General features: G+C 49.2%; 18 protein-coding genes and 1 other annotated feature. Of the genes, 11 read left to right on the forward strand and 7 right to left on the reverse strand.

What is annotated here, in order from left to right:
- The first annotated feature begins 110 nt into the window (after positions 1-110).
- The 3 genes from KNP72_RS08430 to KNP72_RS16030 all read left to right on the forward strand — a co-directional run bounded on the left by KNP72_RS08430 (position 111) and on the right by KNP72_RS16030 (position 1,430).
- Positions 111-788, forward strand: a complete 678-nt coding sequence (locus KNP72_RS08430; protein ID WP_214718420.1) for a helix-turn-helix domain-containing protein — start codon at positions 111-113, stop codon at positions 786-788.
- Positions 789-907: 119 nt separating this feature from the next.
- On the forward strand, positions 908-1,198 hold the full coding sequence (locus KNP72_RS08435) for an IS3 family transposase (RefSeq protein ID WP_214718422.1): 291 nt from the start codon (positions 908-910) through the stop codon (positions 1,196-1,198).
- 58 nt (positions 1,199-1,256) lie between these two features.
- Positions 1,257-1,430, forward strand: a complete 174-nt coding sequence (locus KNP72_RS16030; protein ID WP_418508257.1) for an IS3 family transposase — start codon at positions 1,257-1,259, stop codon at positions 1,428-1,430.
- 73 nt (positions 1,431-1,503) lie between these two features.
- Here KNP72_RS16030 and KNP72_RS08445 read toward each other — a convergent pair whose 3' ends face one another.
- Positions 1,504-2,826, reverse strand: a complete 1,323-nt coding sequence (locus KNP72_RS08445; RefSeq protein ID WP_214718426.1) for a hemolysin family protein — start codon at positions 2,824-2,826, stop codon at positions 1,504-1,506.
- A gap of 225 nt (positions 2,827-3,051) precedes the next feature.
- On the opposite strand from KNP72_RS08445, the gene KNP72_RS08450 reads away from it, so the two are divergent.
- From KNP72_RS08450 to KNP72_RS08465, 4 genes are all read left to right on the forward strand, one after another.
- Entirely contained in the window at positions 3,052-3,969 is a 918-nt protein-coding gene (locus KNP72_RS08450; RefSeq protein WP_214832870.1) for a TerC family protein, read from the forward strand.
- 102 nt (positions 3,970-4,071) lie between these two features.
- Positions 4,072-4,233, forward strand: a complete 162-nt coding sequence (locus tag KNP72_RS08455) for a hypothetical protein (protein ID WP_214832872.1) — start codon at positions 4,072-4,074, stop codon at positions 4,231-4,233.
- Between the two features lie 971 nt (positions 4,234-5,204).
- Positions 5,205-7,925, forward strand: coding sequence for an ATP-dependent Clp protease ATP-binding subunit (locus KNP72_RS08460; protein ID WP_214832875.1), 2,721 nt, complete (start codon positions 5,205-5,207; stop codon positions 7,923-7,925).
- Between the two features lie 421 nt (positions 7,926-8,346).
- A complete protein-coding gene (locus KNP72_RS08465; protein ID WP_251128945.1) occupies positions 8,347-9,291 on the forward strand; it encodes a DUF4003 family protein in 945 nt (314 codons plus the stop codon).
- Positions 9,292-9,311: 20 nt separating this feature from the next.
- Here KNP72_RS08465 and KNP72_RS08470 read toward each other — a convergent pair whose 3' ends face one another.
- Positions 9,312-10,034: a YwiC-like family protein gene (locus KNP72_RS08470; protein ID WP_214718432.1), complete on the reverse strand. Its 723-nt coding sequence runs from the start codon at positions 10,032-10,034 to the stop codon at positions 9,312-9,314.
- Between the two features lie 155 nt (positions 10,035-10,189).
- Between KNP72_RS08470 and KNP72_RS15975 the strand changes: the two genes are divergently transcribed.
- Positions 10,190-10,660 (forward strand): DUF4367 domain-containing protein, encoded by a 471-nt coding sequence (locus KNP72_RS15975; RefSeq protein ID WP_251130739.1) that lies wholly within the window; start codon positions 10,190-10,192, stop codon positions 10,658-10,660.
- Positions 10,661-10,702: 42 nt separating this feature from the next.
- Here the strand turns inward: KNP72_RS15975 and KNP72_RS08480 are convergent, their stop codons facing one another.
- The 3 genes from KNP72_RS08480 to KNP72_RS08490 all read right to left on the reverse strand — a co-directional run bounded on the left by KNP72_RS08480 (position 10,703) and on the right by KNP72_RS08490 (position 14,609).
- Entirely contained in the window at positions 10,703-11,338 is a 636-nt protein-coding gene (locus KNP72_RS08480) for a YitT family protein (protein WP_214832877.1), read from the reverse strand.
- Between the two features lie 253 nt (positions 11,339-11,591).
- The gene (locus KNP72_RS08485; protein ID WP_214832879.1) at positions 11,592-13,715 is read right to left on the reverse strand and encodes an MMPL family transporter; all 2,124 of its coding nucleotides are present in this window, start codon (positions 13,713-13,715) and stop codon (positions 11,592-11,594) included.
- Positions 13,716-13,817: 102 nt separating this feature from the next.
- Entirely contained in the window at positions 13,818-14,609 is a 792-nt protein-coding gene (locus KNP72_RS08490; protein ID WP_021068149.1) for a hypothetical protein, read from the reverse strand.
- A 139-nt stretch (positions 14,610-14,748) separates the two neighbouring features.
- On the opposite strand from KNP72_RS08490, the gene KNP72_RS08495 reads away from it, so the two are divergent.
- Positions 14,749-14,913 (forward strand): YycC family protein, encoded by a 165-nt coding sequence (locus tag KNP72_RS08495; RefSeq protein ID WP_021068148.1) that lies wholly within the window; start codon positions 14,749-14,751, stop codon positions 14,911-14,913.
- Positions 14,914-14,931: 18 nt separating this feature from the next.
- Here KNP72_RS08495 and pulA read toward each other — a convergent pair whose 3' ends face one another.
- A complete protein-coding gene (gene pulA, locus KNP72_RS08500; protein ID WP_214714998.1) occupies positions 14,932-16,926 on the reverse strand; it encodes a type I pullulanase in 1,995 nt (664 codons plus the stop codon).
- Positions 16,927-16,996: 70 nt separating this feature from the next.
- Here pulA and KNP72_RS08505 point away from each other — a divergent pair, with 70 nt between their 5' ends.
- Positions 16,997-17,488 carry a YajQ family cyclic di-GMP-binding protein gene (locus tag KNP72_RS08505; protein ID WP_021068146.1) on the forward strand — a complete coding sequence of 164 codons (492 nt, stop codon included), beginning with the start codon at positions 16,997-16,999 and terminating at the stop codon, positions 17,486-17,488.
- Complete coding sequence (locus KNP72_RS08510) at positions 17,485-18,063, forward strand: metallophosphoesterase family protein (RefSeq protein WP_214718437.1); 579 nt, start codon at positions 17,485-17,487, stop codon at positions 18,061-18,063. Before KNP72_RS08505 ends, KNP72_RS08510 begins: the two co-directional genes overlap by 4 nt.
- 37 nt (positions 18,064-18,100) lie before the next feature.
- Here KNP72_RS08510 and argS read toward each other — a convergent pair whose 3' ends face one another.
- Positions 18,101-19,783 carry an arginine--tRNA ligase gene (gene argS, locus KNP72_RS08515; protein WP_214832881.1) on the reverse strand — a complete coding sequence of 561 codons (1,683 nt, stop codon included), beginning with the start codon at positions 19,781-19,783 and terminating at the stop codon, positions 18,101-18,103.
- Positions 19,784-19,835: 52 nt separating this feature from the next.
- Positions 19,836-20,048, reverse strand: a binding site (T-box leader).
- Between the last annotated feature and the right edge of the window lie 9 nt (positions 20,049-20,057).

Consider the following 20,057-nt stretch of genomic DNA (forward strand, 5'->3'; position numbering starts at 1 on the left):
ACGCAAAAACACCTCCGATGCTAGCACTTTTTTTAAGTGTACCACTGCGAAGGTGTTTTTATATTGTCTCAAAAATTTAGGTTAGCCCACTTTTGAAGGGAGTTTTTTGTATGGCTCAAAAAAAGTATCCTCCAGAGTTAAAAGTTGAAGCTGTCACAGCCTACGAAACAGGTCAAATGGCTTTCTCTCAGGTATTACGACAGTACGACATACCCCAAAAGACGTTCCAAGATTGGATTAGGCTCTATCGAGCCGATGGGATTGACGCTTTCCTAAAACCGCGTACTTGGAAGAACTATTCGAAAGAACTCAAAACCAACGTAGTTCTAGATTGTGTTAACGGCAAACTCTCACCTAATGAGATTGTCAGGAAATACGGATTGTCATGTCGGAGTGTTCTTCAGGGATGGATAAATCAGTATACTGGTCATAAAGAACTCAAAGCCACCTCGAGGGGAAGAGACACGATGACCAAGGGGAGAGAGACGACGTTCGAAGAGAGACTTGACGCAGTGATTGACTGTTTGAGCCACAGAAGGGACTATCGCAAAATTGCGGAGACCCATCGGGTATCTTATCAACAGATCTATTCATGGGTGAAGAAGTACGACCAGGGTGGCCCTGACGCCCTGCTTGATCGACGTGGGCACAAGAAGGATAAAGCTGCCTTGACACCTGATGAACGTGTCCAAATAGAGCTAAAACGTTTAGCGAAAGAGAACGAGCTCCTCCGCATGGAGAATGACTACCTAAAAAAATTGAAGGAAATCGGAAGGGGGCAAAGCTGAACCAAATTTGGTATGCGCATGAATATGAGTCCATCCGCCGTCTACATTCCACGTGTGGTCACCCGGTGGCTCGCCTCTGTGAAATCGCTGTCGTCTCAAGAGCAGGATATTATAAATGGTTGAAACACGAACCCTCGGCACGTGAAATCGAGAACAGACAAATCCTCGAAGAACTGCGAAGCGTCCACCTTGAGGTCAAGGGTATCTACGGGTATCGTCGCATGGGCATGAATCTTCGGAGACGGTTCGACCGACATATCAATCACAAGCGTGTGTACCGACTCATGGAGGCCGGTGGCCTGCGTTGTGTCATCCGTAGACGAAAGAAGAAATACGTCTATTCGACTCCTCAACAGACAGCTGAGAATCTTTTGAACCGGGAGTTCCGTGCCGATCGGCCGAATGACTAAGGAGGCCGGTATCACCCAGAGTATGTCACGTGTGGGTCGATGTATTGACAATGGCCCGATGGAAGCCTTTTTCGGTGCGCTCAAATGTGAGAGCTATCGCCTTCGAAAGTATCGTACCTATGACGATCTCAGTGAGTCCGTGGCAGAGTACATTCGTTTTTACAACCAAGACCGTTACCAAGAACGACTAAACGGCCTCAGCCCTTTAGAATTCAGGGCTGAAGCCGTCTAAACGATTTTTATTATTTCCACTGTCTACTTGACAGGGGGCGGTTCACTATTCGGTGACAGGAGAGGTTTCTTGTTTATTGAGGCTCGATAGACGGTTCCGAATCGATTGGTCGAACTAAGACTTGATCGATTCGACGACCATCCATATCGACAATCTCAAAACGCAGACCGTACGCCTCGATTACGTCTCCCTTTTGAGGGACTTTACCGAGCTGCGTGATCAAAAAGCCGGCCAATGTGTGATAGGCGGCCCGTTCTTGTCCTTCTAAAAAATCTGGAAGTCCAAACAACTGTTTGGCCTCGTCGATATTGAGCATGCCATCGGCGAGATATGAGCCGTCCTCGCGCCGGACGACCGATGGCTCTTCCTCCTCGATGATGACTTCCCCGACGATTTCTTCTAATATATCGAATAAGGTGACGATCCCAAGGAATCCGCCATACTCATCCAACACGAACGCCATCCCGACACCACTCTGTTGCATAGCTTGTAAGACGAGGCTCGCTTCTCGCTGGCGCGGCACAACGAGCGCTTGTTTGACCCGCTTCAAAATCTGCGACTCGTGTTTCAGTGACGGGAGCGTCAAAAGATCGCGCACTTCGACGAAACCGATGAACTGATCAAGACTTCCGCGACCGACCGGCAGCTTGCTATGTTGACTCTTATAAATTCTCTCTTGGATCCCTTCAATTGAGTCGTCGAGATCAATCCATTCGACAGTCGTACGTGGTTGCATCAATTGATAGATGTAGCGGTCATGGAAGGCAAACAATCGCTCGACTTGTTTGACTTCGTCATGGGCAAAATCACCTTGTGCCATCCCTTCGCTCAACAACTGTTTGATTTCAAGTTCCGTTTCTCCGCTTGATTGCTCAGATTTTAACCCGAGTAACTTGTATACGATGAGTGTCGATTTCGACAATACCCACACGAACGGCTTCATCACTTTACTGAAAAAGTCGAGCGCAGGGATGATTGTCATCGTCACCCGCTCCGGTGTCACGAGGGCGATCCGTTTCGGGACAAGTTCCCCGATGATAAGCGACAAGTACGTGATGATCGTGACGACGATGATGTATCCGAGTGTGCCAGCAAGCTCGCTCCCGATACCGAGCGCAATCAACTGTTGCGCCAATGGCTCCGAGAACCGCGCTCCACCGAACGCCCCGTTGATGATTCCAATCAACGTGATTCCGACTTGGACGGTCGACAACAAGTCGGTCGGATCTTTCGAATGTCGTAAGGCAATCTCCGCGCTTCGGCTACCTCTTGACGCAGCCGCCTCGAGTCGGCTCGGTTTAGAAGAGATGAGCGCAATCTCCGACATCGCAAAAATACCGTTCAATACAATGAGAAACCAAATAATCGATAAATCAATCAGCCAGGATGAATCCAAGGCTTATTCCACCTCTTTCAAGTTTGTTACTTCACATTATACGAGAGCCTGTCCTTCATTCTCAACTTCGCAGGTGCTCGACAGTATTTTCACACAGTTTCCTCGCCAAAATTCCTCAACCTGCTTTTAATTCGAACAATCTGTATTTAAATGCTTTACTTTAAGTTCTTATGACCTCAAATTGATTATATAGAGTTCATATGACCTTAAAAGGAGGAATTATTGTTGACCCTACTCATCGCCTTTTTGGCACTCGTCATCTTCATGCTCGCACTTGACCTCGGGGTGTTCCACCGCAAGGCACACGAAGTCTCGCTCCGCGAGGCATGGACACGGACGTTCGTCTGGATCGGGATCGCCATCGCGTTCGGCGGTTGGTTGTTCTACTCGCAAGGCAGCACCGTCGCGACAGAATATGCGAGCGTCTACTTCATCGAGAAGGCGCTCGCCATCGATAACGTGTTCGTCTTCTCGCTCGTGTTCGCCTACTTCGCGATTCCGCTCAAGTATCAGCACAAGGTGTTGTTCTGGGGCATTCTCGGGGCAATCTTCTTCCGGGCCGTCTTCATCGTCGCCGGTGTGTCACTCTTGGAAAACTTCGGTTGGGTCTATTACGTGTTCGGTGCCTTCCTCATCTATACAGGATGGATGATGTTCAAGAACATCGGCAAGGACGAGTCGCTCGAGGAGAACAAGACGATCCGTTGGCTCGAACGCCGCTTGCCGATCACGCAAGACATCTCGTCTGGTAAGTTCACGAAACGCATCAACGGCAAGCTGTTTTTCACGCCGCTGTTCATCGCGCTCATCTTCATCGAGCTGTCGGATATCGTCTTCGCCGTCGACTCGGTCGCGGCTAGCTTCGCCTACTCGCGTGACCCGTATATCATCTTCTATGCGAACATCATGGCGATTCTTGGACTCCGTAGCCTCTACTTCGTCCTCGCCAACTTGATTGACCGCTTCTACTATTTGAAGCACGGGCTCAGTTTCATGCTCGTCTTCATCGGGGCGAAGATGGTGTTGGGCGACGTCTACAAGATGCCGATTTGGATGTCACTTGGCGCCATCATCCTCGTCATCTTGATCAGCGTCGTCTATAGTTTCTATAAAACGAAACCTGGTCAGAAAAATCACGTATAACAAAAGGGAGATGTGCTAGCCTCCCAGGTGGTTCACTTCTCATTGGTGGGTAAACCTTTAGCCTAGCGAACACAGAAAAGGTGGTTACGAATGTTTGACCGTATGGGTGATGTGAGTATTGGACTCGTCTTCGGGATCGTGTTGATGCTTCTGTTCAACAGTCTTTGGGGACTTGGGGTCGGCGTGATGTTAGGAATCTTCTTCCTCGTCGCACCACGCTCGACAAACCGCCGTACTAGAAAATATATACCGCAGACCCGCTAAGCCTGGGTGAACTGCTCCCCGATTAGGTAGACAGATGAAATAACAAATCTGTTTATCTAATTCGGGGAGTATTTTTTATGGCAAGAAATCGACATTCAATCGAACAAAAACTGAGTGCACTACATACGATGGAAGAACAAACATATATATAGGGATTCATCTGGAGCTAGGGATGTCCATACGGTTTATTGTGAGATAGCTGAACGCACACAGGAGCGCTAAATACGAAGCTTGACGAAACTACGCTCCTGACGATCATCCGGAAGCTACCGGCAACCTGGTCCCCAGAACAGATCGTCGCTCACCTCTACATGGGAAAAATCGCCTTCTCGACGATTTATCGCTGGGTCTATGGGGGTAATCTACGTGCCCATGACCTTGCTCCGGCAGAAGGACAAGCACCGGAAACGAGTGCAGACCTGCGGGCTTATCAACGTCGGTTTGACCATCCCGGACCGCCCGTGGGAGGTGCGCACACGCGAGACGTTCGGGCACTAGAAGCTAAACACGGTGGTTTAAATACGAGGGCAGGCGAAGGCCTGCATCGCGGCGAAAGAGCCCACACTGCCGATCAAGGGCCGCACCGAGGCCTCGATAAAGGGAACGATTCGTGCATTGATTGGCGTGCCGATGAATTTCGCCGACCCGTACTCGTCATGGCAACATGAACTCCAAGAGAATCCTTCGCGAAAATCACGCATGACGCGCTCGCCAAGAGCAACGGGAGGCCGAGAAAGTGTCTGAACCGGAAAACGGCACAGCGGACCTTTACGAGGAAGTATTGCGCTTAATTTGACAAACCGCTCATCTAAAGGACGAATGTATCTTATGCACAGGTAAGTTAAAGTCAGCATTTCTTTTAAGAGTGATCTAAAAACAATTATTTATTATAAATAACATGTTTTACATTAGGTGATCTCGGGGAAATATATATGAACTAAACTATTCGATTGATTAAGGGGGCAGGGAAGATGTCGACGAACAGCTGTGATATTTGTGGAAAGCCAGCATCAGTCAGAGTCCAAGCAAACTTGAATGGTCAGTTACGAAATATGGAGTTATGTGAAGGTCATTATCAAGAATTTTTACAACGCAATGGATTAAACATTTCTCCAATCGAATCGTTATTTGGAATACGTGGCACTATGCTCGATAACTTTTTTTCGAGCAAACTACCTTTTTTTAATGTAGATGAAGAAGTTAGTAAAGAAAATGTTTATGATGAAACCTCGAGCGAAGTGGCACGGCGCAAGCGTGGTAGTGCTTTAACTAGCCGATTGAGTGAAAACGCGGAAGAGATGCTTCAAAAAGCGGGACAATATGCATCTGAATTTAACAGACCCGAAATAGATACAGAGCACTTATTGTTGGCGTTGACAGACAGTGAGGTTGTTCAAAGTATATTTAATCAATTCAAAATTAAAGTGGAAGATTTGAAAAGACAAATTCAAGCTGAGGCGAAACATGGAGAGACACTGCATGAAGGTGAGATTAGCGTTTCACCGCGAGTAAAAGACGCCTTAAGTCGTTCTTTTATTGCTTCAAATGATTTAGGACACACTTATGTTGGTCCCGAACATTTTTTGATTGGTTTATCTGAAGAGGGAGAGGGACTGGCTGCAAACATCCTTCGCAAATATGGTTTGACGCCTCAATCTATAAGACAGCAAGTGAGTAAGGTTGTCGGGAACGGTGAAAACAAAGGAGGTCTATCCAATTTGAGTAACACCCCTGAACTGGAGAAATTTTCGCGCGATCTTACTAAGATGGCTAAAGAAGGGAAGCTAGATCCGGTCATAGGTCGTGCCGAAGAAGTGGAAACCACAATAGAGATATTAGCTCGACGTAGAAAAAATAATCCAGTACTGATTGGTGATCCAGGGGTTGGAAAAACTGCTATTGTAGAAGGCTTAGCACAACGAATTGTTGACGGTGAAGTACCTGAAGGTTTAAAGGATAAGCGATTAATGGAGTTAGATATTAACGCAATGGTTGCTGGATCAAAATACAGAGGAGAGTTTGAAGAACGTGTTCAAAAAGTGTTGAAGGAAATATCGGAAAATAAAGATGATTTAATTATGTTCATTGATGAGGTCCATACGATTGTAGGCGCTGGACAAGGTGGGGAAGAAGGCGGTCTAGATATAGCTAACGTTTTCAAACCAATGCTTGCTAGAGGAGAGTTGAATCTCATTGGCGCGACTACTCTGAATGAATACCAAAAGTACATTGAAAAAGACGCGGCTTTAGAAAGAAGATTTCAACCGGTTATTATTCACGAGACGACTCCAGAGCAAACGATTATGATTTTAAGAGGTTTGCGCGATACTTTTGAAGCGTATCATAAGGTGACTATAACCGAAGAAGCTATTATTTCTGCAGTAGAGTTATCAGATCGATATATTCCTTCTCGTTTTTTACCTGATAAAGCCATTGACCTTCTTGATCAAGCGGCAGCTAGAGTTAAACTAGTTGCCACTTCACGTCCTGCCGGAATTCAAGAAATCGAAGCTGAATTGCAGCACCTTCTAAGAGAGCGAGATTACGTTGCAAATAGAAAGCAGTACGATAAAGCAAGCGAACTTACAAAAGTTATTGAAGAAAAAGAAAGTGAGTTAAAAAAATTAACAGAAGAATGGGAAGCCGAAAAAGGATCAGGGAGTACAGAAGTAAAACCTGAACATATTGCTCATGTGGTTTCGCAATTGACTGGCATTCCAGTGAACGAACTAACAACAGAAGAAAAAGACAAACTTTTACGCATGGAAGAACAACTACATCAGCGCTTAGTAGGTCAAGAAGAGGCAGTAAACGCTGTTTCAGATGCAGTTCGTTTGTCTCGTTCAGGATTACGCGAAGAAAATAAGCCTGTCGCCACTTTTCTTTTCTTAGGACCTACCGGGGTAGGTAAGACCGAGCTTGCAAAGGCTTTATCAGAAGTTATTTATGGAGATGAAAATGCATTATTACGAATTGATATGTCAGAATATGGAGAGCGGCATGCAGTAGCACGTCTTGTAGGTGCTCCTCCTGGGTATGTGGGTTATGATGAAGGCGGTCAGCTCACCGAAAAAGTACGACGTTCACCTTACAGCGTGATATTGTTAGACGAAATTGAAAAGGCTCATCCTGACGTGTACAATATCTTACTTCAAGTTTTCGATGATGGACGACTTACTGATGGAAAAGGAAGAGTTGTAGATTTCACCAACACGATAATTATAGCTACGTCAAATTTAGGGTCGGATATTATTCGTACTAGATTAAACAGCGATAGTTCTTCTAAAGAAGATTATGAAGGCGTAAAAAAAGAAGTTATGACTGTCTTGGCAAGTCATTTCCGTCCTGAGTTTTTAAACAGGATTGATGAAATTATTGTATTTAGTGCTTTAAATAAGGATCAAATACACGAAATTGTATCACTTCAACTACAACGTGTCGCGAAGAATGTGTCGAAACAGGGTATTACTATTTCTTTCGATCAAACTTTAGCTCGCCACTTTTCAGAAGAAGGGTACAAACCTGAATTTGGTGCCCGAGAACTCAAACGTGTAATCCGTAGTGAGCTAGAAACGAAATTAGCTCGTGAAATTTTAGGAGGGGCTATTGAGAAAGGGGATAAAATATTAGCTAAATGGGACGAACAATCACAACAGATTGTTTTTGAACGCACGGAGACTAATGAGGATTAACCCAATTTTGGGAGTATAGCCTATATTTCAGAGAAGGTGTCAACAGCGTTTTTTCATTTTTCTCTGATAACTGTGTAGTTCAAAATAAGAGTGATTATTATGCGATGTTGGCTAACGATGACGAGCGACCGCCTTTGGGTGGTTGCTCGTTTTTTTCAATATCAGTGGGCGCAGCTCAGGTCAGAATTTCGACAAAGTATCTGAAACCTGAGCAAATCAAAATTTCCCCTTCTATAATCATGATTGTCTCCAGAAATGACAAAATAACTCGAGACCTGTCTAATACAGGTCTCAAGCCGCCTAATCTGATTTTCATTATTTTCCCTGTCTACTTGACGGGGAGCAGTTCAAATCCAGGGCGGCTTTTTTTGAATCATTCTTTCGATTAAGCTCGTATAAGGAGAAAAAGGAGGAATTGCTGATGATGACACGCTATACGCATTACCTCGAAGCACTCGAGGCAATCAGAGGAGCGACAAAGTGGTTCACCGATGATTTCCGACGCTTGATGGCCATCAATTATGCCATACACGACACCCCGTTCGATGAAGCGCGGTTCGAGCAGGCTCAAGCGGCCGTCAAACGGAAAACAAAAGCCTTCTCCAAGTTTCGCGGCAGCAATAATTTCGTCTGGCTGTCGTTTCTCGATGCCAAGTATGAAGACATCGAATCCGCCATCGACGAGGCACTCCGGCTTGATACGCTACTCGACCGGAAGCACTTCCGTTTCAGTATGTTGCGGCCCTTCATCGCGAGCCAACTGATCAACGTCGATGAACCCGAGCGCCGGCTTGACGAGGCGAGCGCACTCTATCAGACGTTCAAACGAAACCATCCTTGGCTGACGAGCGAAGAAGACCTTCTGTCTGCTCTCGTCCTCGTTCAAGCGTTCGATGACCACGATGCGTTGAGCCAACGGATTGAGACGTATTACGAAGCGTTGAAAGCCGAGTTGCCCCGCTCAAACGAGCTCCAACTCGTCTCCCATCTGCTTGCTTTTAGCGACTTGCCTTCAGACGAGGTCATCAATCGCCTGCTCGAGTGGCGCACGCGACTCCAAGGACAAGCAATCGCCGTCAAAAACGAGCATCTGCCAGCGCTCGCCCTCTTGGCCATCGTCGCGGCCCCGAACGACAACGACGAGCGCGACCTGATCGACATCACGAACGCCGAGAAGGAAAAGCATCGCTGGTTCCACACCCATGCGTTGACGGTCGCCTTGCAACTCGTCGCGGCAAACAACATCAAGGAAGACGCGAGCGATTTACTGTTGCACGGGACGTTCGCCCATCTGCTCGCCATGCAACAGGCGGCAACGGCAGCGGCGACCGTGGCTATCATTTCGAGTACATCTTCGAGCGACTAAAAAAGAAGGGTTTCCCCTTCTTAACTAAATAAATACCAACTGAGACAACCGAGCACGAACACCGAGTTGGCGATTTCGACGATCCCGATCTTCATGATGGGGATCTTTTTGCCGTAGAACGCGACCGCCCGGACGAGACTCGGCACGTAAGCGAGTGCCAAGACCGGATAGCCAAACGCGATGAAGATGGCGACGAGCAAAAAGTGATACCCCCATGATACGTTCCGATAAAACAAGCTCTTCTTCTCCCGAATCATCGTTTTGACGAAAAAGATACTTCCGAGGAAATATAAGTACGGCAAAGCGAACATCCACACTATCGTCCCATCCAAGATGCGCGCCCCGAGATAATAGCTCGCCATCCCGCCGATACAAAATGAGGTGACGGCGCTGACGTCGTTCCAGACGTTGCGCTCATCCTTAATTTTGGCAAAATAGGCGTTGATGAGACCGAATGGAATCATAGCAAGGACAAACCAGACAAGACGCCACTCGGACAAAAACACCGGGATGGCAGCTACAATCGCAATCGTCAAATACGTCACGACCGTACGCAACAGCTCTTGTGACTTCTTCCGTTGCTTAATGTATTGGAACAAGAAAAATGTACCCATATAAACGAACAACCAGGCGATGGCGAACGGGATGTGCGCGAGCGTCCACCCTCCGACAATGCCGCCGAGTAAGAACGGTAAAATCAGCATCGACCAAGCGCCGTGCTGTTTTGGAATCATCCATTTCATGTGACTCCCTCCTTCTATGTTTAGTGTAGAGCAACAGCTCCAGAAAGCGCTGTGACGTTTGTTACTGTTCTCCGCATATTCGATTTCTCATGTCCCTGTTACATAAAACGATTGTCTATTTAGAATTTTATTTCGGTATGCTAGAAGTGATTCGAATGAGAGGAGACAGAACAGTGACCCGTCAACCAAATCAAAGAACCAGCCGTCCCATATTCAAAGTCATTTTTGGCTTGATTTTTATTCTTCTGATTGCCGGAAGGGCTCCATTACCACTCACATTCACGACATCGTTCGTTCCGTTCGAAGTCAATGAACCTAATTATCTCCCAATCGAAACAACGAATCACTACTCCAATGTCGTCAATTTGAGTCAAGTCAAACTTGTATACGAGAACGACGTCGAATCGTTGACGATATGGGCCACGACAAACCTAGGCTGGAATCACGTCACTAGTTGGGACGAGTCGATCAAGTTATCGGATGGCTCGAGCGGATATTATACAGAAGTTGATCAAACAAAAATGGTTAGTTGGCAATACGAAAATGTTGAATACGCAATCGACTATTCAGGGAGTCGTCTTTCAAAAGAAGAGTTACTAAAGATTGCGAGTTCAATCGAGAAGTAAGTAATGACAAGCTCCTTTAAATACGCCATTAAAAAAACGATCTCACGCGAGATCGTTTTTTGTTTTTAGTTTGGTCACACTTGGTACGGCTACTTCGACCACGTCTTCCGTCAACATCTTCGTGACGACACGACCCGCGATTGAGACCGCGAGAAGCGTATAAAGCGCGTTCGACAGCGGCAAATAGATGAGCGAAATCGCCAAGACGATGACATCAAATATGATGAGAATCGTCCCGACCGATACGCCGGTCCATTTCGATAGGCCGAGTGCGAATAAATCGTCGCCCCCGGTCGCCCCGCCCGATTTCAAGACGAGACCGAGACCGTAACCAGTCACAATCCCGCTCGCGATGGCGGCGAACAACGTCGCCGGCCACACTTGGATATCGAACGTGAGTAAATCCAACCGATCCCACATGGCGTAGCTGAGCGACAGTGACGCCGCGGCAAGCACGGCTTGCCCGACGAAGCGCCAGCCTTTCCACCAAAGGGCGATTAAAAAGAAGGGGATATCGAGTACGATCATCGAGATCGCCGGATCGATATCAAATAAATAGCGGCCGAGCAATGCTAGCCCGACGAAGCCCCCTTCTGCCAAACCAAACTGTTCATTCAAATAATAATAACCGAACGCCATGATCAGCGTTCCGAGCACTATGGTAGCAACTCGTTTCATTCCGATTGTCCTCCCCGTTTTCAACGGAGAGGAGGATCCTCAGTCGTAGCCGCGGTTCCATCTGTTCCATCTCCGATCTTCCGTTTGTTGATTTTTACATTGATGTCGCTTGTAAAAACTCAACGCTAGAAGTCCGGTAATTGAAACAGAGGCCATGTCCTCTCGGTATCCATAAAGACCTTCCTTTCCCAAATTGCGCGTAATCATGAAACTATTTTAACACATTTTCACGACTATTTCATTAAATGTATATTTAGTGTAGATTACGTTTCGGTAAATTTTTCTTACCAAACCACCACCAGTTCCAGTCCCCGAGCAGTTTCATCAAGGATGGGACAAGTAAAATCCGGATGATTGTCGCATCGATAAAGATCGCGAGCGCGATGCCGACACCGAGCTGTTTGATTGGACTAACACCGGTAAAAGCGAACGCCCCCGTGACGACAATCATGATGACTGCGGCCGACGTGATGATTTTACTCGTCTTGGCGAGTCCCATCTCCGTCGCGTAATCGTTATCCCCGGTCTCCCGATAATATTCCTCAATCCGCGAGACGAGAAACACCTCGTAGTCCATCGATAGGCCGAACACGAGCGAGAAGATGAACACCGGGGTCAAGATACTGATCGTCTCGGCATCGTACACGTAGCCTGATTCGAAGATGATGACGAGCAGACCGAACGTCGCCCCGAGACCGAGCACGTTCATGATGATCGCCTTAATTGGAATCAAGACTGAGCGGAACGCCCACATGAGAATGACCATCGTCGCCAAGATGACAGTCACGACCGCATACGGGATGCTGTCATAAATCTCTTCATAAATTTCTTCGTTGAACGCGGCTGGTCCCCCGACGTCAAAACCGCTCTCGCGCCAATCTCGGACGAACGCTTGCGCGTCTTTATCACTCGGCGGGACGTTGAAACTAACGTTGACGAGGGCAAGGTCTGTATTCCCTTCAAGCGTGACGAGACGTTCGAACGCCTCGAGTTGCTCTGGTGCCGCTTCAGCGAGTTGTTGGAATTCGGCTGGTTCGAGACCGGATGCCGTCAAGAACGTCGTGACGTTGTCGACAATCGGATCCTCGGATAGCTCATCGGTGAGTGCGGTCAATTCATCGAGAATCATCGAATCGGTCAAGTCATTCGTCTCAAACAAGAGCACCGCATCGGTCGACGTCTCCCCGAACACGTCGTCCCACCGCTCAAGGGCGGCCCGCGACTCGTACGAGGTCGGGAGTGCATCGGCGTCCGGGATGTTCAATTCGAGGTCACGGACGAACCAGAGACTCGGTAGTAACAGCAAGAGCGCGACGAGTGTCATCGTGACGGGACGTCTCATGACGAAACGGGCCAACTTCTGCCACCGTACTTCAGAACGCGTCTCATTCGTTTTGATAAGACGCCCTTTATTGATCGCATCTCCGACGATATATAAGGCGGACGGCAACAGCGTGAGCGCCGATAAGACCGCGCCCGCCACCGCAATCAGCGCACCGAGCGCGATGGCTTGGAACACGTCGACTTGGATGAATAGCAACCCGGCCAGTCCGACGAACACACAAAGCCCTGAGAACAGAATCGAACGTCCGGCCGTCGCGACCGTTCGGACGATGGCTGCCTCTCGCGACTTCCCATGTGCGAGCTCTTCCCGGTAACGGTTGACGAGCAATAGGGAAAAATCGATGCCGAGCGCGATGGCGATCATCGCGACCGCATTCAAGACGAAAATGGATAGTTCCATCGTCTGGGCAAAGAAGAACAACGAGCCGGCAGCCACGATGAATGTAATCAATCCAACGAATAATGGCATGACCGCGGCGAGCGGCGTCCCGAAGACGAGCAAGAGGACGAGCAACGCGACCGGGATTCCAATCAACTCGGCCCGAATCAAGTCATTCTTCGACGCTTCATTCAAGTCATCCGCGAAGACCGGCTCTCCGGTCAATCGCACGTCTGTATCCGTATCTCGAATCAAGGCGTTGCGAACGTCATCGATTGACGCCTCGGCCGTATCGTAATCCTCGAACTCGAGCAATAAGTAAGCTGCGTCCCCTGAGCGGGCATCGGGATTCTCGGCTGGCGTGATCACGCCGTCGATTCCATCGACGTCAATCAGTCGATCCCGTTGCTGCTCGATGACCGTATCAAGGTCCCCACCTTCCAACAAGACGATCATCGAGGCCCCGGCCCGGTCGAACCGGTCGTTCAACGTATCTTCCACTTGGGCGAAGCGCCCGTCTTGAATCGCAAATCCATTGCCGCGCAGTTCACTTGGCAACTGTAATCCGAAATATACCGATACCGCGAGCAATACCGTCCAAATCAACACGACAGCGTAGCGCCATCGGACTAACGCTTGTCCTAATCGTTCCATCCCTGTCCACTCCTCTCCATCTAAGAAGACTGTTCCCGTTTTTAGACGAGATTCTGTAAGCCTTCGTAAAAAAATCCTGAACCATGCCCTGGTCCAGGATTGTCAACGCTCGAACACTTGCAGCCAACTATGGCAGAAGCGACGCGGCGTCGATAGGACGACAAGTCTGTCGCCCGGCTCGTCCAATAAGACGACTTTCAACAATTCGGTCTCGGCACATACTTCTGATGAGAACACTTCACAATCGCGCTCAAACAGTTGGAACGATGTCATCGAGGTGATGGCAGTCGTCACACCCATTTGATCGACGATGACCAAGTCACGGTCACCCCCGTATGGAATCTTCCAACGCGCGCCCGCTTCGACGTCCTCGACCATGAACTGTTGATTCCGTTCATCGTACAAGGTCACGAGGCCAGGTGCCGTGAATCGTTCGAAATCATAGGTCGATTGATATGCGAGTTCGATGATGTTCCCGAACTCCGGGATCTCCTCGTAACGGCTATACCGAAACGTGTGATCGTTCAAGTTCAAGGCGACGATATCTGATTCGGCCGAGTACAAATACAAATCGTCCCCTGACCAGTAATGCAGGTTACTGAACCAATCGTCATGGAACGTCCGTGGAATTGGGTGACGTTCCATCGTCCCGTTCGTCAAATCCATGACTCCGTATGTCTGCAAATCTCGAAATAGCGCGACGGCTCTTCTACCATGTGGTTCAATATATAGTGCGCAAGGTGCCCATTTCCACTCGAGTTCCCATCGGATTTGGAATGTCTCGTCAAAAAACAGAAACCCGGTTTGCGCCAAATACAACATCCATCCTCCACCAACGCGCTCTAACCATTCAACCGTTTGATGAAATTGATAGTCTGCTACTTGTTTGTACATTTGATCACTTCCTAGTTTCAGCTTAGCAACGCACGACGCATTTTTCGATTTTGAATGTGTTCACAGAACACATTCTCCATCTGTCCGCTTTTCCTGTATACTGGCAGTAGCGTACCGTAATCGGAAAGGAGGAACCCTCATGCGCCCACTTCAACTCTCTCCCGAGACGGCGGTTGAGCTTGCCAAAAAGCTAAACGTCCCACTCGAGGAACTCATGCATATGCCAAAACACATCATCGTCAAAAAGATGATGGAGCTCGAGGCAGCCAAAACTGAAACGAACGAGGAAAAGGAGACGGAATGACGTCTCCTTTTTTCGCGCTTACTTTTGTTTCGGTTTCCGTTTTTTCGCAACATACCAGAGACCGAGGATAGCCAAGGCAGCTCCACCGGCGACCGCATATTTGCTGTAATCCGGACGGCGTTCCGTCACGACAAGTGTCGATAACGGCGCGACCGTGACATGCCGCTCCTCGAGGAGACGTGGTGCCGTCAAATTGACGGTGTGATCTTCGACATGGACCTCGAACTTGCCGGACGGTAGTTTCACCTCGACCGCTTCTTCGAGTCCGTTATGGTATACGAGATGGCGTTCGACGTAACCTTCGACGTGGCGACTCAGTTCAAAGGCGATGACGCCCTCGTCTTCATCGAAGAAACGTAAATGTTTACGAATCTGTTCCGCGTTCTCAAGACGGAACAACGGATATTGTTTGCGCAGGCTGATCAAGCCCTTCACATATTCGACGCTCGGCGTCTCTTGCTCGGCCCGCGTCCAATCCAAACGGTTGACGACCTCCCCCGAATTGAAGCTGTTCTCGTCCCCGTCTTTCGTGCGGAAGAACTCTTGACCGCTATGCAGGAACGGGATGCCTTGACTGAGCAACACAATCGATGTCGCGAGACGATGCCGGCGGCGGCGTGTCGTCTCATCGTCGTCCGGATTCGTAACGGCCAGTTTGTCCCAAAGCGTCAAGTTGTCATGGCACTCGACATAGTTCACGACTTGGTTCGGTTCGTCAGCAAAACTTTGGCTCGTGACTGCACCGGCAATCCCACGTTTGACGTCCGCCGTCATATCCGCGTTGCCGCTGATCCAACCTGGCAAGTCTTCGATGAACACATCCCCACGGACACCGTCGCGAATCGCGTCGTTGAACTGGGCGATGCGCGGCATCTTGTGGGCGTTATGTTGGTTCGCTTTTTTACGGACCGGAAGCGGTGTGTCGAGATCCCAGCCTTCTCCGGTCACGAGAATCGATGGGTCGACGCGATCGAGCGCCCTGCGGACCTGGTTCATCGTCTTGACGTCATGAAGTCCCATCAAATCGAAGCGGAAGCCATCAATCATGAACTCTTTCGCCCAATACGACACACATTCAACGATCAATTTGCGCATCATCGCCCGTTCGGACGCCGTATCGTTCCCGCACGCCGAACCGTCGGCGAGCGTACCGTCCTCGTTCAAGCGGTAATAGTAGTCCGGTACGAACTGTCCGAGCGGCGTCGTCAATGCATCATACGTATGGTTGAACACGACGTCCATGATGACACGGATGCCACGATCGTGAAGCGCTTGAATCATTGCTTTCAACTCGATGATGCGAGCGGCCGGATCATCCGCTGAGGAAGCGTATGAGCCTTCGACGGCAAAATAGTGGACCGGGTCATAGCCCCAATTATAATTCGCCTCACTCTCGCGTGACTCATTCACTGAACCGTAATCGAAGAACGGCATGAGTTGGAGATGCGTGACGCCAAGCCCGGTAATATAGTCGAGACCCGTCGGATAACCCGTCGGTGTCTTCGTTCCGACTTCGGTCATCCCGAGGAATTTCCCGCGATGCATGACACCACTGTCCGGATGACTCGTCAAATCACGGACGTGCGCTTCATAGATGACCGCTTCTTGTGACGAGTGGAAGAGCGGACGTTCTTTGACCCAATGGTCTGGGTTGAGCGTAGATGGGTCGAGCAGACACCCGCGCTTCCCATTGATCCCGACGACTTTTGCATACGGGTCGAGCGATTCGATACGCTTCCCAGCTACGACCGCCTCGAACACATAAAACTGACCTTCAAACAAAGCACGATCGAGTTCGATGACCCACGTCCCTTTCTCGGCCCGTTCTAACGACAACCGTTCGAACTTCCGCGCTCGCGGTGTCCGGTATAGTTTTACCGTCATCTCTTCGGCAACCGGTGACCAGACCCGCAACCGGATGAGGTCACTTTTAAACGTCACCCCGAGGTCTTTGCCGTGATATGCCATATGGTCTAAATCTACATTTGTCTGTTGATCGATAGTATGTTCCATCTCTTTCACTCCTTCACTACTTCAAATCTGCTATCATTATAACAAAACCCTTGTAAAGGATGGATGAAACATGGCAAAAGACAATTCTTTTGATATTGTGTCAGAAATGAACCTCGAAGAAGTGAAGAACGCGATTCAAATCGCCGAGAAAGAAATTTTGAACCGTTACGACTTTAAAGGTTCGAAGAGTGAGATGTCACTCGATAACGGCGACCTCGTCCTCGTCTCAGATGACGACTACAAACTCGAGCAATTGAAAGACGTCATGATCACGAAATTGATTAAACGTGGCGTACCGACGAAAAACCTTGATTATCAAAAAGTAGAACGTGCGCTCGGCGGCACAGTGCGTCAACGCGTCAAATTGAAGAGCGGCATCGATAAAGACGATGCAAAAAAAATTAACAACGCCATCAAAGAATCAAAACTGAAAGTGAAGTCGCAAATTCAAGACGATCAAATCCGTGTGACAGCCAAGTCGCGCGATGACCTTCAAGCCGTCATGCAGCTCGTCCGTGAGCTCGAATTGTCCGTCGATGCCCAATTCACAAACTACCGATGAAACTCGCCATCATCAGTGACCCACATGGTTCGTTTGATGATTTGAAAGCCGTGCTCGAGTCGGTCCTCCGCGAGACGGAGCACATCCTTTGCCTCGGCGATCTGTACGAGTGTCATATCGGTAAGAAACGGCGCAACGAGCGCTTCCATGAAGTGTCCGATGTCGTGACGTACGACCCTGACTACGAGGCGCTCCTCACCTTCCCTAGCCTGCGCGGCAATCAAGAAGAGCGGATTGACGAAGTGCTCGTGGTGTCGCATCCGGTCAAGACACGAATCGCCTTATTACCGGAGCAGACGACGCTCGATGAGGCGCTATTCTTGCATGGACACCAAGTGAAATGGAGTCCGGACTGGGAACCGCTTGTCGAGAAAGGGAAGTATCCTCTCGTCTTTATCGGACACAGCCATATTCCGGGGATTTACCGGAAAGGTCGCTCGATTCCCTGGGAAATCGGGAAGCCGTTCACCTTGAAGAAAAAACGGTACGTCATCAATGTCGGCGCCGTCATCTTCGACCGGGAATGGTGTCTGTATGATACAAAAGCCCGGACGGTCACACGCATGAAGGCATAGGAAAAGGGACCCCCTCAAAAGGGTCCCTTATTTGTGCTTACATTTCTTCTGGAGCTTGAACACCGATCAAACGGAGTCCTTCTGTCAATACGATCGTCACCGCTTTGACGAGGGCGAGACGTGATTGTTTGCCTGCATCTTCTTCGAGGACACGGACATGACCGTAATACTTGTTGAACGCTTGCGCCAAATCGAGCACGTAACGGCTAATGATTGATGGTTCGCGACGTTCGTGGGCACGTGTGATGACGTGTGGGAACGCGTTGAGCATCGTCACGACACCCCACGTGTGGTCGTCGTTTGCGCCAGTGAACGTCGAGCCGTCGTAGTTACCTTTACGAAGGAGCGAGTTCGCACGCGCGTTCGTGTACTGCACGTACGGGCCCGTCTCGCCTTCGAATTTGAGCATGCTATCGAGGTCGAACTCGATGTTGTTGATGCGTTCATTCTTCAAATCGTGGAAGATGACCGCGCCGACACCGACCATGCGTGCCACGTCGTCCGCGTTCGCAAGTTCCGGATTCTTCTGAGCGATGTTCGCTTGTGCTTTCTCGATTGCTTCTTTGAGCACTTCCTCGAGCAAGACGATGCGACCTTTACGTGTCGACATCTTTTTCCCTTCTTGCAAAATCAAGCCGAACGGCACGTGGTGCATACCGTCGACGAAGTCGTAGCCGAGTTTACGAAGAACCGAGAACAGCTGCTTGAAGTGAAGCGCCTGCTCACCGCCGACGACGTAGTTCGCCTGGACGAAGTTGTACGTCTCATGACGATAGACGGCAGCTGCCAAGTCGCGTGTCGCATAAAGCGTCGCGCCGTCTTTCTTTTTAATCAAGCATGGTGGCAAGTTCTCGTCCTCGAGTGAGACGACCATCGCCCCTTCACTTTCGACGAGAAGGTTTTTCTCTTCGAGCATGGCGACGACGCGATCCATCTTGTCGTTATAGAACGCTTCCCCGTTAAAGCTGTCGAATTCGACACCAAGGAGGTCATATACTTTTTGGAACTCTTTGAGTGATTCTTCGCGGAACCACGTCCAAAGCTCAGTCGCTTCCTCGTTGGCGTCTTCGAGTTTCTTGAACCACGCACGGCCTTCGTCTTCAAGTTCCGGTTGTGTCTTCGCTTCTTCGTGGAAATGGACGTAAAGCTTCAAGAGCTCAGCAATCGGATGTGCCCGGACCGCTTCCTCGTCGCCCCATTTTTTATAGGCGACCATCAGTTTACCGAACTGTGTGCCCCAATCTCCGAGGTGGTTGATGCCGACGACGTCATAACCGTTTTTACGGGCGATTTGGTTGATGGCATTCCCGATCACCGTTGAACGAAGGTGTCCCATCGAGAACGGTTTGGCGATGTTCGGTGACGAGAAATCGGTGACGATTGTCTCGTTGCGTGTCGCATGCGTCGCATAGTCCGCTTGTTCATCGAGCACCGTGTTGATGATTTCTTGTGAGACGACGTCACGGCTCAAGAAGACGTTCACATACGGGCCGGCCGCCTCGACTTTCGTGAACAACTCATCGTTCAAGTCGTTTGCGATATCCGTCGCGATCATGACCGGTGCTTTACGATAGGCTTTCGCAAGTTGGAAACACGGGAAAGCAAGGTCCCCGTGTGCCTCATGTTTCGGTTTTTCAATCAATGCTTCAATCTGGTCGAGCGTCAACTCGTCCCCGATGACACGGGACAAGGCTTCCGCATATTTGCGTTCATAACTCATTCTAATTCCTCCTTATCATTTGTTCATAAAAAAAACGCCCTTTGCACAGATGCAAAGAGACGGGATGGCCCGCGGTACCACTCTTCTTGCCTGCTTGACGCAGACCGCTTTATCGGTGATAACGGGGGTCCCCCGGCTACGCCTACTCAAGTTCGGATAGCATCTCAAAAGTGCGTTTCGCGATGTTTGTCAGCCTAGGCTCTCACCAATCCCTAGGTCGCTTTGTTGACGGAACGATCGTTACTCTCTTTTTCATCGACTTTCGTCTATGTGG

Source organism: Exiguobacterium sp. s152 (assembly GCF_018618335.1).
Classification (GTDB): domain Bacteria; phylum Bacillota; class Bacilli; order Exiguobacteriales; family Exiguobacteriaceae; genus Exiguobacterium; species Exiguobacterium chiriqhucha.

Coding starts and splice junctions, on each gene's coding strand:
- KNP72_RS08430 (WP_214718420.1), top strand. CDS start 111: ATGGCTCAAAAAAAGTATCCTCCAGAGTTAAAAGTTGAAGCTGTCACA.
- KNP72_RS16030 (WP_418508257.1), top strand. CDS start 1,257: ATGGAAGCCTTTTTCGGTGCGCTCAAATGTGAGAGCTATCGCCTTCGA.
- KNP72_RS08455 (WP_214832872.1), top strand. CDS start 4,072: ATGGGTGATGTGAGTATTGGACTCGTCTTCGGGATCGTGTTGATGCTT.
- KNP72_RS08460 (WP_214832875.1), top strand. CDS start 5,205: ATGTCGACGAACAGCTGTGATATTTGTGGAAAGCCAGCATCAGTCAGA.
- KNP72_RS08465 (WP_251128945.1), top strand. CDS start 8,347: ATGATGACACGCTATACGCATTACCTCGAAGCACTCGAGGCAATCAGA.
- KNP72_RS08470 (WP_214718432.1), bottom strand. CDS start 10,034: ATGAAATGGATGATTCCAAAACAGCACGGCGCTTGGTCGATGCTGATT.
- KNP72_RS15975 (WP_251130739.1), top strand. CDS start 10,190: ATGAGAGGAGACAGAACAGTGACCCGTCAACCAAATCAAAGAACCAGC.
- KNP72_RS08480 (WP_214832877.1), bottom strand. CDS start 11,338: ATGAAACGAGTTGCTACCATAGTGCTCGGAACGCTGATCATGGCGTTC.
- KNP72_RS08485 (WP_214832879.1), bottom strand. CDS start 13,715: ATGGAACGATTAGGACAAGCGTTAGTCCGATGGCGCTACGCTGTCGTG.
- KNP72_RS08490 (WP_021068149.1), bottom strand. CDS start 14,609: ATGTACAAACAAGTAGCAGACTATCAATTTCATCAAACGGTTGAATGG.
- KNP72_RS08495 (WP_021068148.1), top strand. CDS start 14,749: ATGCGCCCACTTCAACTCTCTCCCGAGACGGCGGTTGAGCTTGCCAAA.
- pulA (WP_214714998.1), bottom strand. CDS start 16,926: ATGGAACATACTATCGATCAACAGACAAATGTAGATTTAGACCATATG.
- KNP72_RS08505 (WP_021068146.1), top strand. CDS start 16,997: ATGGCAAAAGACAATTCTTTTGATATTGTGTCAGAAATGAACCTCGAA.
- KNP72_RS08510 (WP_214718437.1), top strand. CDS start 17,485: ATGAAACTCGCCATCATCAGTGACCCACATGGTTCGTTTGATGATTTG.
- argS (WP_214832881.1), bottom strand. CDS start 19,783: ATGAGTTATGAACGCAAATATGCGGAAGCCTTGTCCCGTGTCATCGGG.